Source organism: Mycobacterium pseudoshottsii JCM 15466, assembly GCF_003584745.1.
GTDB classification, from domain to species: Bacteria; Actinomycetota; Actinomycetes; order Mycobacteriales; family Mycobacteriaceae; genus Mycobacterium; species Mycobacterium marinum.
The window spans coordinates 927,160-939,759 of record NZ_AP018410.1 but is presented as its reverse complement, the minus strand read 5'-3'; the positions used below and the strand labels follow the sequence as shown (position 1 = coordinate 939,759).

The 12,600-nt window shown below is 65.5% G+C and carries 9 protein-coding genes, 1 pseudogene and 1 riboswitch; of the genes and pseudogenes, 7 read left to right on the top strand and 3 right to left on the bottom strand.

Annotated elements, in window-relative coordinates; translation table 11 throughout:
- Nucleotides 1-13: 13 nt before the first annotated feature.
- Nucleotides 14-736: a PAS and ANTAR domain-containing protein gene (locus tag MPSD_RS04260; protein WP_015354406.1), complete on the bottom strand. Its 723-nt coding sequence runs from the start codon at nucleotides 734-736 to the stop codon at nucleotides 14-16.
- A gap of 85 nt (nucleotides 737-821) precedes the next feature.
- Nucleotides 822-933: riboswitch (TPP riboswitch) on the top strand.
- Here MPSD_RS04260 and thiC point away from each other — a divergent pair.
- The 3 genes from thiC to MPSD_RS04245 are packed head-to-tail and all read left to right on the top strand — an operon-like array spanning nucleotide 934 to nucleotide 4,030.
- On the top strand, nucleotides 934-2,574 hold the full coding sequence (gene thiC / locus MPSD_RS04255) for a phosphomethylpyrimidine synthase ThiC (RefSeq protein ID WP_036427530.1): 1,641 nt from the start codon (nucleotides 934-936) through the stop codon (nucleotides 2,572-2,574). It begins immediately after the preceding riboswitch.
- On the top strand, nucleotides 2,571-3,398 hold the full coding sequence (gene thiD, locus MPSD_RS04250; RefSeq protein ID WP_012392683.1) for a bifunctional hydroxymethylpyrimidine kinase/phosphomethylpyrimidine kinase: 828 nt from the start codon (nucleotides 2,571-2,573) through the stop codon (nucleotides 3,396-3,398). Before thiC ends, thiD begins: the two co-directional genes overlap by 4 nt.
- A complete protein-coding gene (locus MPSD_RS04245) occupies nucleotides 3,395-4,030 on the top strand; it encodes an alpha/beta hydrolase family protein (protein ID WP_012392682.1) in 636 nt (211 codons plus the stop codon). Before thiD ends, MPSD_RS04245 begins: the two co-directional genes overlap by 4 nt.
- Here MPSD_RS04245 and MPSD_RS04240 read toward each other — a convergent pair.
- Nucleotides 3,939-5,249: a TetR/AcrR family transcriptional regulator gene (locus MPSD_RS04240; protein ID WP_086085831.1), complete on the bottom strand. Its 1,311-nt coding sequence runs from the start codon at nucleotides 5,247-5,249 to the stop codon at nucleotides 3,939-3,941. The two genes, MPSD_RS04245 and MPSD_RS04240, sit on opposite strands and share 92 nt — an antisense overlap.
- Nucleotides 5,250-5,383: 134 nt before the next feature.
- Between MPSD_RS04240 and MPSD_RS04235 the strand changes: the two genes are divergently transcribed.
- Both MPSD_RS04235 and MPSD_RS04230 read left to right on the top strand, forming a co-directional pair.
- Nucleotides 5,384-5,608 carry a membrane protein gene (locus tag MPSD_RS04235; protein WP_012392680.1) on the top strand — a complete coding sequence of 75 codons (225 nt, stop codon included), beginning with the start codon at nucleotides 5,384-5,386 and terminating at the stop codon, nucleotides 5,606-5,608.
- A gap of 47 nt (nucleotides 5,609-5,655) precedes the next feature.
- Nucleotides 5,656-5,970, top strand: coding sequence for a hypothetical protein (locus MPSD_RS04230; RefSeq protein WP_011741342.1), 315 nt, complete (start codon nucleotides 5,656-5,658; stop codon nucleotides 5,968-5,970).
- Here the strand turns inward: MPSD_RS04230 and MPSD_RS04225 are convergent.
- Nucleotides 5,963-7,489 (bottom strand): adenylate/guanylate cyclase domain-containing protein, encoded by a 1,527-nt coding sequence (locus MPSD_RS04225; RefSeq protein ID WP_036426949.1) that lies wholly within the window; start codon nucleotides 7,487-7,489, stop codon nucleotides 5,963-5,965. The genes MPSD_RS04230 and MPSD_RS04225 overlap by 8 nt on opposite strands.
- Nucleotides 7,490-7,680: 191 nt before the next feature.
- On the opposite strand from MPSD_RS04225, the gene MPSD_RS04215 reads away from it, so the two are divergent.
- Together MPSD_RS04215 and MPSD_RS04210 are read left to right on the top strand one after the other, a co-directional pair.
- Nucleotides 7,681-8,883 carry an ISAs1-like element IS2404/ISMul1 family transposase gene (locus tag MPSD_RS04215; protein WP_420811869.1) on the top strand — a complete coding sequence of 401 codons (1,203 nt, stop codon included), beginning with the start codon at nucleotides 7,681-7,683 and terminating at the stop codon, nucleotides 8,881-8,883.
- Nucleotides 8,884-9,340: 457 nt separating this feature from the next.
- Nucleotides 9,341-12,577, top strand: a pseudogene (locus MPSD_RS04210) (MFS transporter).
- Nucleotides 12,578-12,600 lie beyond the last annotated feature (23 nt).

Below are 12,600 nucleotides of genomic sequence, written 5' to 3'. Positions count from 1 at the left end.
CAACCCGCGACGATCAGCTCGCGGACTCGGCGGGAATACGCTCGTGCACCGTTAAGAGCAAGTGGTCGAACTGGCTTTGCACCAACGCCGACACCGGCGGCAAGGACGCGACTTCGGCGACCACTTGTTTGGCCAGCGCACGAAGCTTGGTGTTTGTCTCCTGCGACCGCCACTGCAGCACCCGGAAGGCCTGCTCGGCGCTGACCCGGTAGACGGCCATCAGCACACCTTTGGCTTGCTCGATCGCGGCGCGGTTCTCGAACAGGTCGGGCAGCGCCTCGTCAAGCACCTCCTGACGCGTTTCGTCGAAGGTGTTGGTGAGGTCGATGTAATAGCCGGATGTTCCCTGGACCACGCCGGATTCGTTCACCATGCGGTCAGCCACCACGATTGCGTCGTGCACCACGCCCGCCGTGTCGACAAAGCGATGGCGACTGGAAAACGACTCCCCCGACCGCAACGCATAGTCCAGCAAGTCCTGGACGTGGGCACGATCGTCGGGATGCTTATGCGACAACAACAGTTTCGTCGTCGGCACCACGGCGCCGGGCTCATATCCGTGCATCCTGGCCACCTCGTCGGACCACTCCCAGCGCTGGCCGATGAACCAGAAACGGAAACTGCCGATGCTCAGATGGTTATCGACCGCCCCCGATATCGGGGTGGCAAACGAGGGCGTACCGCGGTCAGGGCGTTCCTCGCCGGTGTGGGCGGTCTGCTGCACGTCTGAAATCATCGCACCCGACCCGCCTGGCAGCCACCACGATCCAAGACGCACCTGCACACCGGCGCCGCACTGCGCTAGCGTGGAGGCCGACCCAATTAACGCACGCGGGAGCGCACACCAACTGCGCTGAGAGGACGGCTGGAGGCCGTCGACCGTAGGAACCTGACCGGATAATGCCGGCGTAGGGAGATGACAGGGAGATGACAATGACCGTTACTGTTGAGCCGTCCATCACGACTGGCCCCATCGCGGGCAGCAGCAAGGCCTATCGCGAGGTGGCCGGCCCCGACGGGGTTACGCTGCGCGTCCCGTTGCGGCGGGTACACCTGTCCACCGGCGCCGACTTCGACTTGTACGACACCTCCGGGCCGTACACGGACCCGAATGCCGTGATCGACCTTGCCGTCGGCCTGCCGGCCCGGCCGGGGCTGGTCCGCGACCGTGGCACCCAGTTGCAGCGCGCCCGCGCCGGCGAAATCACCGCCGAGATGGCCTTCATCGCCGCCCGTGAGGGCATGTCCGCCGAGCTGGTGCGCGACGAGGTGGCCCTCGGCCGTGCGGTGATCCCGGCCAACCACAACCACCCCGAGAGTGAGCCGATGATGATCGGCAAGGCCTTCGCGGTGAAGGTCAACGCGAACATCGGCAACTCCGCGGTGACGTCCTCGATCGCCGAGGAGGTCGACAAGATGGTGTGGGCCACCCGCTGGGGGGCCGACACCATCATGGACCTGTCCACCGGCAAGAACATTCACGAGACGCGGGAATGGATCCTGCGCAACTCGCCGGTGCCGGTTGGCACGGTGCCCATCTATCAGGCGCTGGAGAAGGTCAAGGGCGACCCGACCGAGTTGACCTGGGAGCTCTACCGCGACACCGTGATCGAGCAGTGCGAGCAGGGTGTGGACTACATGACCGTGCACGCCGGGGTGCTGCTGCGCTACGTGCCGCTGACCGCCAAGCGGGTCACCGGAATTGTTTCGCGCGGCGGGTCGATCATGGCGGCGTGGTGCCTGGCGCACCACCGGGAATCGTTCCTGTACACCAACTTCGAGGAACTCTGCGACATTCTCGCGCGCTACGACGTGACCTTCTCGCTTGGTGACGGGCTGCGGCCGGGCTCCATCGCCGACGCCAACGACGCCGCGCAGTTCGCCGAGTTGCGCACCCTGGGCGAGCTGACCAAGATCGCCAAAGCCCATGGGGTGCAGGTGATGATCGAGGGCCCCGGGCACGTTCCGATGCACAAGATCGTCGAGAACGTGCGGCTGGAAGAAGAGCTGTGCGAGGAGGCTCCCTTCTATACGCTGGGCCCGCTGGCCACCGATATCGCCCCGGCATACGACCACATCACGTCGGCGATCGGCGCAGCGATCATCGCGCAGGCCGGCACCGCGATGCTCTGCTACGTCACTCCCAAGGAACACCTCGGACTGCCCGACCGCAAAGACGTCAAGGACGGGGTCATCGCCTACAAGATCGCCGCGCACGCCGGCGACCTGGCCAAGGGCCACCCGCATGCGCAGGAGCGCGACAACGCCTTGTCACAGGCGCGTTTCGAGTTCCGGTGGAACGATCAGTTCGCGCTGTCGCTGGATCCCGACACGGCGCGCGAGTACCACGACGAGACACTGCCGGCCGAGCCCGCTAAGACCGCCCACTTCTGCTCGATGTGCGGGCCGAAGTTCTGCTCCATGCGCATCACCCAGGATGTCCGCGACTACGCGGCCAAGCACGGGCTGGACAGTGAGGAAGCCATTGAGGCGGCCCTGGAAGCGGGGATGGCGGAGAAGTCAGCCGAGTTCGCCGACCACGGCAACCGGGTGTACCTGCCGATCACCCAGTGAGTTGGTTGCCGTTGGCGCCGCCCGGGGCGACGCCGTTGCGTGCGCTAACCATCGCCGGCTCTGATTCCGGTGGCGGTGCCGGCATCCAGGCCGACATGCGGACCATGGCACTGCTGGGCGTCCACGCCTGCGTTGCGGTGACCGCGGTGACCGTGCAGAACACGCTGGGCGTCAAAGGTTTTCACGAAACACCCGAGGACGTGGTGGCCGGCCAGATCACCGCGGTGGTCGAGGATATCGGCATCCAGGCAGCCAAGACGGGGATGCTGGCCTCGCCCCGCATCATCGATGCGGTCGCGGCCACCTGGCGTCAGCTCGAAGTGGCGGTTCCGCTCGTCGTGGACCCGGTCTGCGCATCCATGCACGGCGACGCGCTGTTGGCCGCGTCCGGGCTGGAATCGCTTCGGGAACAACTGTTTCCGCTGGCCACCTTGGTGACACCGAACCTCGATGAGGTGCGCCTGCTGGTCGGCATCGACGTGATCGACACCCAGTCGCAGCACGCGGCCGCGCGGGCCTTGCACGGGCTGGGCCCGCGGTGGGTACTGGTCAAGGGCGGACACCTGCGATCCTCGACGCGCAGTTGCGACCTACTCTATGACGGCACCGACTTCTTCGAGTTCGACGCGCCGCGAGTGGCCACCGGCAACGACCACGGCGGTGGCGACACCCTGGCGGCCGCGACCGCGTGCGCACTGGCACACGGGTTCACCGTGCCCGACGCGGTCAGCTTTGCAAAAAAGTGGGTGACCGAGTGCATTCGCGCCGCCTATCCGCTGGGCCGCGGCCATGGCCCGGTCTCACCCCTGTTCAGGCTGTCATGAACCTCGATCAGATCGCCGGTATCGCACACGAACCCGTGACCGGCCCCGGCCAGCCACCAAACGGCATAGTCATACTCACCCACGGCGCCGGAGGAAACCGGGATTCACTACTGCTGCAACAGGTTTGCGATGCATGGGCACAACGCGGCTGGCTTGCGGTCAGATACAACCTGCCCTACCGGCGCCGGCGCCCCAAGGGGCCGCCATCGGGGTCAGCGGCCACCGACCGGGCCGGCATCGTCGAAGCGATCGAGTTGTGCCGCGGCCTGGCCGAGGGCCCGTTGATCGCCGGCGGGCACTCCTATGGCGGTCGGCAGACATCCATGGTGGTGGCCGCCGCACAGGCCCCGGTGGATGTGCTGACGCTGTTCTCCTACCCCGTCCATCCGCCCGGCAAGCCGGAGCGGGCCCGCACCGAACACCTGCCGGACATCACCGTGCCCACCGTCTTCACCCACGGCACGTCGGATCCGTTCGGCACGCCCGCCGAGGTCCGCGCCGCCGCGGCGCTGATCGCCGCACCTACCGAGGTCGTCGAGATCACCGGCGCGCGACATGACCTGGGTTCGAAGACCCTCGACGTCGCCGGCCTGGCGGTGGCGGCGGCGCTGCGTCTGCTTGGGCCGGCGTAGGGCCAAACAAGGTGAGCTCCATCAGCTCCCGCACACATGCTTGCACGTAGGCGGACTGTCCCGCCGAGTCTTGCGGGTCAACCATCCGGCCCAAGTCGACCACCAACGCCATGGCGGCATGCACCAGGAAGCGCGCCCGCGTCGCCGACAGCGACGGGCGCGCCGAAGTCAGCAGCCGCACCCACGAATCGATGATCGACAGCTGAATATTGTGCAGCAGCATCTGGTCGGCAGGTGTCAGGTTGGCCCGCTCGGTGTAGTAGACGGCCGCCAGTTCCGGGTTGGCGAACGACGTCGCCACATAGGCGTCGATCAGCAGCGTCAAAGCCTGGCGCGGTTCGGTGAGCGCGCCCACGATCGGCGAGAGCTGGCCGGACACCCGATCGGCCGCCCGGCGCAGTCCGGTCGCCAAGATCTCGCACTTTCCGGAGAAATACCGATAGATCCCCGACACCGGCACCCCCGCCGCCGACGCGATCTGCGCCATGCTGGTCTGGGCGTAGCCACGGTCTTTGAACAAGACCATCGAGGCGTGCAGCAACGTTTCATAGACGCTGGCATCCTCGGCGAAGATCCGCCAACTGGCTTTGCGCACCGCGACGTCTCCTGGCTCCGGAAGCTCGGCGCAGACAATCGCCGACGCCGCCTCGCCCAGCAATGCCCGGATCTCGTCGGCCGCCAGCCGCGCCGGATGATCGACAATGCTGCCGATCACGCTCAGCACGCCCGCCGACAGCATCCACCGCTGGGCGGGCCGCAATGACGGACGAATCACCGTGAGCGGCTTTTGGATTCTGCGGTTGACCACCTTGAGCACATCGGCCACCGCGGCCTGATCCTCGGCCCGCAGATACCGGGACTGCCAGCGGTACAAGCCTCCGGACAGGCGGTTGTCCAGCGTCACCTCGATCAGCGACGCGATCAACCGGTCCAGCAGCTGCGCCGGATCGTCGGAGTCATCCAGTTGCGTGCAGTCGACCAGTTGTTGACTCAGCGCCAGCACGGCACCGCGGAACAGCTCGTACTTGCCGGCGTAGTGCCGGTACAGCGCCGGCGCCGAGACGCCGACCTTGGCCGCGATGGTCTCCATGCTCACCGCGTGATAGCCCTGCGCGCTGAACGACTCAGCTGCCGCACGGGCGATCTGCGCCTTGCGGTCCTTGGGCCGCCGGCGAATACCGTCTGCGGCCGCGCCGGGCGAGACGCTGGCAGCGGACATCACCTCACCATAACCCGAATCCGTCCCGACCAAACCCTCCAACGACCTATCGCGGTTGCAGAATCTCCATTAACATAAATCCCCACCGGAGGGCCGCAGGCGGTTTCCCGGACCTATCGCCGGAGGGACCAAGCGTGTTGGAGAACGTACGCCGAGTGCTGGCCTACCAGCTCTCCATCGGCCAACTTCTCGGCATTGCACTGGCCTTCGGCACGCCATATCTGCTGGTGGGTGTCATATGGTCAACGACACACGCTGAGCATTTACACCAGATGCACGGAATGGATCTGGTGGTGTCGTTCTTGGGGTCGATCGTGTCGTGGCCGGTTCTGCTGTTCTCGAATGTGTGCATGACATGACCCCAACGGCAGGATCAGGCATTCACATAGAGAGCCGTGGAGAAGCTGTGACTCATCGCCAGTTGTACCTGGGAATCGCCGGCGTTGTAGTGGGGATCATCGGTCTGTTCGCGCTATGGCTGCCGGTCTATCTCGATCACTACGACCTGTATGGCATGAAGGTCAGCTGCGGCCGGGGCTTCACCTCAGACCTCACCCAGGCGACCCAAGGTGGCGGTGGCGCCCTGGTGGATCAGTGCGACAGTGCGTTGTTGTTCCGCCGTGCCTGGGCGATTCCGGCCGTTGCCATTGGATGGCTGCTGGTCACGGCGTTCCTGGTGAGCTGGGTGCACCACGGTCAGCGCGAAGAACAGCTCAGCTGAGCGAGTTGGCGGTGCTGGGGGCTGCCAGCGCCCGGCGGATATCGTCGGAGACCGACGTGAACACCGCCATCAGTTCGCAAATCCCGCCATCGACGCCGCAGTCGACGACCTTGGCGAATACCTGCGCGCCGGCCACATCGAGCACCAGGTCGCAAAACGGCGCGACCTGCAGGCCGGTGCGCACCCGAACCGCGCCGTCGCCGCTGCCGACCACTTCCGCCGGATGCGCGGCGCCGATGATCTTGTTCTCGATGACCGCGATGCCGATCGGCTTGGGCACCACAAGCGGAATTACCTTCCGGTCGATGCTGGGAAGCCGAAGGTTGTTCCTGCCCGCCAGCCCGGTGATGTCGTGCACGGTGATGGGTTCGGTGAGCCCCTTGACCCGCACTTGAGTTGAGCCCGAAGTGTCTGCGATCGCGCAGATCTCGTGATAGGTCGACTCGGAAACCAGCACCTGCCCGCCGACGGTATTCGACTCGATCCGGGCCACCAGATTGACGTTCTTGCCGATCGCCGTGTACTTCTGCCGGCGCGGTGAGCCAATGGTGCCGACCACGGCCTCGCCGGTGTGAACACCGATCCCGATCCCCAGCTCGGGAAGCCCTTGTTCGCGGTGGCTGACGTTGAGCTCGCCCATCGCCAGCTGTAGCTCCAGAGCGGCCGCTACCGCATGCTCCGCCGCTTCGCCGTCCGTGTTGGGCACACCGAAGAAGACGAGCAGACCATCGCCGAGGATTTCGTTGATCGTCCCGTTCCAGCGGATGACGACATCGGTCGCGCGTTCCAGGTATGCGTTGAGCACCTGCAGCGCTCGTTCGGGCGAGAGTATCTCCGACAGTCGGGTGAAACCTCGGATGTCGGCCATCAGCATCGTCAACGTGCGCCGTTCGCTGTTCTGGTGTCCTTCCGGGCACGCCAACAGGTGCGTCTTCACCTCCTCGCTCACATAGCGGCCGAAGATGTTTTCCACCCGGCGATTTTGGTCGGCGAGTTCCAGGGCGCGCTGGCGTGCCGCTTCACCGGCCTGCAGTTCCCGCACAATCGTGACCGCCTTGGAGATCGTGACCCGCAGATCTTCCAAATCCAGCGGTGTCAGCTGAAAGTCGAAGGCGCCGCGCATCATTGCCGCTCGGATGTTTGCCAGGTCATTGCAGGCGGTGAGCACGATGGTCTTCAGCGGGCGCCCGAGTTTGGCGACTTCCGTCAGCAGGTCGAGTCCGTTCATCTGCGGCATGTTGAGATTGGTGACCAGGACCTCGATGTCTGGGCTGTCCCCGACCATCTTGAGCGCCTGAACCGGGTCGTTGGAGAAGCTCAAGTCATATTCGTCGCAGCGCAGCTCAGTGCGAAAGCGGGCCCCGAACAGCGTCTCCACACCGTCGGCATCATCGACCACGAGAAGTCGCACCGGCGGCTGGGGACCCGGTATCGCGGATCGCTCGTCCAGGGGCGCACAGCAGATCGGCGATGCGGCCACCTGCTGCGCCGCGAGGCCTCCAAAACCGTTCACGTGCATCACACGCCCCCTACGGCGACTGGGTTCTCCGCGTGGTCGCAGCAACCCCAGGGCTCCGGCGTTGTTGATTAGCAGGCTTGTGAGCTGGGTTGATGATCTTTGGTGCCGCGCTATTGGGGCCGGAGTGTAGGCACGGGCTATCTGGAGAACGATCGAGTTGGTTACTGTTCGTCGTTGGTCTGGAGTTGCCCGTGCCTACCGTTTCAGTATTGCCTGTGTCGTCGGTTCCAGAGGTGTTCGACCGCTGGAGTCCTGGTGAGCGCAGCGAGCTCATCGGATCGGAGTTTCTCGATGTGTTGGCCTCGGTGCCAGACCCGAGGGACCCACGCGGTCGGAGGTATTCGCTGATGGCTTTGTTGGCGATCGCGGTTCTGGCCACTGCCGCGGGGATGCGCGGCTATGCTGGTTTTGCCACATGGGCGGCCACCGCTCCCGATGATGTGTTGGCCCAATTAGGGGTCCGGTTCCGGCGGCCCAGTGAGAAGACCTTCCGCGCTGTTTTGTCTCGGCTAGACCCCGCCGACCTCAACGCCAGGATGGGCAGTTACTTCACTGCACACGTGGCCAGCCGCGACCCCAGTGGATTGGTGCCGATCGCGTTGGACGGCAAGATGCTGCGTGGTGCTTTACGCGCCAAAGCGACAGCCACGCATCTCGTGTCGGTGTTCGCCCACCGTGCCCGATTGGTGCTCGGTCAACTCGCTGTCGCCGAGAAAAGCAATGAAATTCCCTGCGTACGTGCCCTGCTCACGCTGCTGCCGGGTAGCTTGCGGTGGCTGGTCACCGTGGATGCGATGCATACCCAGGTCGTCACCGCGAAGTTGATCTGCGCCACCTTGAAGTCGCACTACCTGATGATCGTCAAGTCCAACCAAGCCAAAATATTTGCGCGTATCACCGCGCTGCCCTGGGCCGAGGTGCCCACAGCCGCTACCGACGACTCCCGCGGCCACGGCCGTGTCGAGACCCGCACCCTGCAAATCATCACCGCTGCACGAGGAATCGGCTTCCCCTACGCAAAACAAATCATCCGGATCACTCGTGAACGCTTGATCACCGCCACCGACCAGCGCAGCGTGGAGGTGGTCTATGCCATTTGCAGCCTGCCGTTCGAGCACGCCCGCCCTACCGCGATCATGACCTGGATGCGTCAACACTGGGGAATCGAGAACAGCCTGCACTGGATACGCGACGTCACCTTCGACGAAGACCGTCAAAGGGCACATACCGGAAACGGCGCACAGGTCCTAGCAACGCTACGCAACACCGCGATCAATCTGCACCGCCTCAACGGCGCCGACAACATCGCCGAAGCCTGCCGGATCACCGCTTTGACCGCCAACCGCCGCCTAGACCTCCTCAATCCACAATTCCCCAGCTCACAAGCCTGCTAATCAACAACGCCGGAGCCCTGGCGGCAACCCTGATTTGGTTGTTGCGCAGAATACGTTCAACCTAGCCCAAATTCCACTCGAAATATTGCTTTTTTATTCCCAGTACGATGAATTCTAATTCCAGCTACGGCGAATTATTACCTGGCCGAAACGCGGCGTATACGCACTGGTCACCGGCCGATCTGGGCGTCGGAAATTCACCAGATAAAGAATTATGAAAATGATTTAAAGGGGTTTACTTGCGCGCTGTTAATCGTAGACTACCGGCCACCCAGTCCGATTCACGATAGACACGAGGTGAATGGAGACAATGGTGAATTTGTTTAGCTTAGACACCGATCTCGCAGCGTGAAAAAGAGAAGTAAAAATGGCAACTACACCAACATCAATGACCATCAAGACCGCAGATAGGGTGACGCCCCGTCACCGCACGAGCGCGGGCGGAACACCGGCGCGAGTGCACCTTTCGGCACCGGCGGAACGCAGCGCGCTCACCAGCCGCCGCCAACCTTCGGCCACCGCCGTGCTGCTGGTGGCATCGTTCGGGGCATTCCTGGCGTTTCTCGACTCCACCATCGTCAACATCGCCTTCCCCGACATCCAGAGATCGTTCCCGTCCTACGACATCAGCAGCCTGTCCTGGATCCTCAACGGCTACACCATCGTCTTCGCGGCCTTCCTGGTCGCGTCGGGTCGGCTGGCCGATGTGCTGGGCCGCAAACGAATGTTCGTGTTCGGAGTGGTGCTCTTCACGATCGCATCCGGGCTGTGCGCCGTCGCCGGTGACGTCGAACAGTTGGTGGGCTTCCGGGTGCTGCAGGGCATCGGCGCGGCGGTGCTGGTACCGGCCTCGCTGGCCCTGGTCGTCGAGGGATTCGATGCCTCGCACCGTGCGCATGCGGTTGGGCTGTGGGGAGCGGCGGCGGCCGTCGCATCCGGCTTGGGCCCGCCGGTCGGCGGGATGCTGGTCGAGGCATCCAGCTGGCGATTGGTGTTTCTGGTCAACATTCCGCTCAGCATCGTCGCGGTGTTGGTGGCCGGTCGTGTGCTCACCGAAAGTCGCGCGTCGGGACGACGGCGAGTACCCGACTTGCGGGGTGCGATGCTGCTCGGTGTCGCCCTGGGCCTGATGACCCTCGGATTGGTCAAGGGCCCCGAGTGGGGCTAGATCAGCACCGCAACCATCGGGTCGTTTGTGGCCAGCTCCGTCGCCCTGGTCGCATTCGTCGCGAGTTCGCGGTCTCATCCCACACCGCTGATCGACCCGGCATTCCTGCGAGTCCGCTCGTTTGTGGCAGGCAACCTACTGACCCTGGTCGCGGCGGCCGGCTTCTACTGCTACGTCCTGACCCACGTGCTCTACCTCAATTATGTATGGCACTACTCGCTGCTCAAGGCGGGTTTCGCGATCGCACCGGCGGCGCTGATCGCCGCGGTGGTCGCGGCCGTGCTGGGGCGCATCGCCGACCAGCGCGGCCACCGGCTGGTCGTCATGGCCGGCGCGATCATCTGGGCCGGCAGCCTGGTGTGGTACCTGCAACGGGTCGGGACCGAACCCAATTTTCTGCGGGAATGGCTGCCGGGCCAGCTGTTGCAGGGGATCGGAGTCGGCACGACCCTGCCGGTGCTGGGCAGTGCCGCGTTGGCAGGTCTGACCAAGGGAGGCAGCTACGCCACGGCGTCGGCTGTGGTCAGCACCACCCGCCAGCTCGGTGCCGTGATAGGCGTGGCGCTGCTGGTCATCCTGATCGGCAAACCGGCTCCTGGCACCGGCGTCGACGCGCTGCGACACGGTTGGGTGCTGGCGGCGGTGTGCTTCGCCGCGGTGGCGGTCTTGGCCGGTTTTCTGGGCCGCACCCAACAGGGCGCCGACGTCGCCGGTGCGCCCGAGTCCGGCGTCGCCCGTGCGCCGGCCCGGCCGCAGCCGGTTACCCCACGGCCCGCCGCCGCGCCAGCGCGGCTGCCTCAGACCACGGCCGACGGCGACCTCCTCAGGCAATTGCCGCTATTTGCCGGACTGCCCGCGGCCACCATGGCCGAACTCAGGCACCACACCGATGAGATTGAGCTGCAAGCGGGTTCGTACCTGTTTCACGAGGCCGACCCGTCCGATGCTCTTTACGTGGTGCGCAGTGGCCGCCTGCGGGTGGTGCAGCGCGACTTGGTGCTTCGCGAACTGGGCCGTAGCGAAGTCGTCGGCGAACTCGGGCTGCTCATCGATGCGCCGCGCTCGGCGTCGGTTCAGGCGATGCGTGACTCCGTGCTGATACGGCTGAGCAAGGCGCAGTTCAATCGGATTGCCGACCGGGGCGTATTGGCGGCACTGGTCGGCACGCTGACCACTCGGCTGCACACCGCACCACCACCCACCGTTGGCCGCCCGGCGTCGCCGGAAGCGGTCATCGCGGTAATCGGTCTCGGCGCCGCGGTGCCGGTACGACCCGTGGCCCTGGCGCTGCTCAATGCGCTTTCAGCGCGGGTCACCGCGGTCGATCCCGGTCGGGTCGACCGCGCCGGCCTGGAGCGCGCGGAAGCCTCCGCGGACAAGGTGGTGCTGCATGCCAGTGCCAATGACAGCGGCTGGCGCGACTTCTGCTTGCGCGCAGCGGATCGAATCGTGCTGGTGTCGGAGGGGCCGGCGCCGCGGGACACGCAGCTGCCCGCGCGTGCCGTGGGCGCCGACCTGGTTTTGATCGGTGCCCCCGCCAGCCAGGAGGATCGCAGCCGATGGGAAGAGCTGATCTCACCGCGCTCGGTCCATTCGGTCAGCTACCGCAGCCTCAAGGACGACGTGCGCCCGCTCGCCGCACGCATCAGCGGCGGCTCTGTCGGACTGGTGCTCGGCGGCGGCGGCGCGCGGGCCTTCGCCCACCTAGGTGTTCTCGACGAACTGGAGGCCGCCGGAATCGTCGTCGACCGCTTCGCCGGCACCAGCATGGGGGCGGTGATCGCCGCGCTGGCCGCCAGTGGCCTCGACGCGGCCGGAGTGGACGCGCACGTATTCGAATACCTGGTGCGGCACAACCCACTCGGCGACTACACGCTGCCGAGCAAGGGGTTGGTTCGTGGCCGGCGCACGATGGCCCTGCTGCGCGAAGCCTATTCGGGACGGATGGTCGAGGAGCTGCCCAAGGAATTCCGTTGCGTCAGTGTCGATTTGCTCGCCCGGCAGGCCGTCGTGCACCGGCGTGGGCCGGTCGCCGAGGTGGTCGGGTGTTCCCTGCGGGTGCCGGGACTCTACCCACCCCAGATCTACAACGGCCAGCTACACGTGGACGGCGGAGTGCTCAACAACCTGCCGGTCACGGCGCTCACCCGCGCCGAAGGCCCGATGATCGCGGTGAGCGTGGGGTTTGGCGGAAACCCGTCCGGTGGCCAGCCCCGACGCAGCGGCCCGATACAGGTGCCCGGCATTGGCGACACCCTGATGCGCACGATGATGATGGGCAGCCGCACGGTGGCCGACGCCGCACAAGCGGAGGCTCTGGTCGTCATCCGGCCGGACACCCGTGCGGTTGGACTGCTGGAATTCCACCAGATCGACGCCGCCCGCGAGGCCGGGCTCGCCGCGGCCCGTGCGGCACTGCCACAGATCATTCCGTTGCTGCGATCGGGGCCGGCCGGTCAGACCACCGGCCGCGCCATTGACCGCAGCGCCCGCGCGCTCCGCACCGATGCGCGGCGGCCGGCCTGATGTCGTCCCCGTTGATCGCGCGC

Coding starts and splice junctions, on each gene's coding strand:
- MPSD_RS04245 (WP_012392682.1), top strand. CDS start 3,395: ATGAACCTCGATCAGATCGCCGGTATCGCACACGAACCCGTGACCGGC.
- thiC (WP_036427530.1), top strand. CDS start 934: ATGACCGTTACTGTTGAGCCGTCCATCACGACTGGCCCCATCGCGGGC.
- MPSD_RS04240 (WP_086085831.1), bottom strand. CDS start 5,249: ATGTCCGCTGCCAGCGTCTCGCCCGGCGCGGCCGCAGACGGTATTCGC.
- MPSD_RS04260 (WP_015354406.1), bottom strand. CDS start 736: ATGATTTCAGACGTGCAGCAGACCGCCCACACCGGCGAGGAACGCCCT.
- MPSD_RS04225 (WP_036426949.1), bottom strand. CDS start 7,489: ATGCACGTGAACGGTTTTGGAGGCCTCGCGGCGCAGCAGGTGGCCGCA.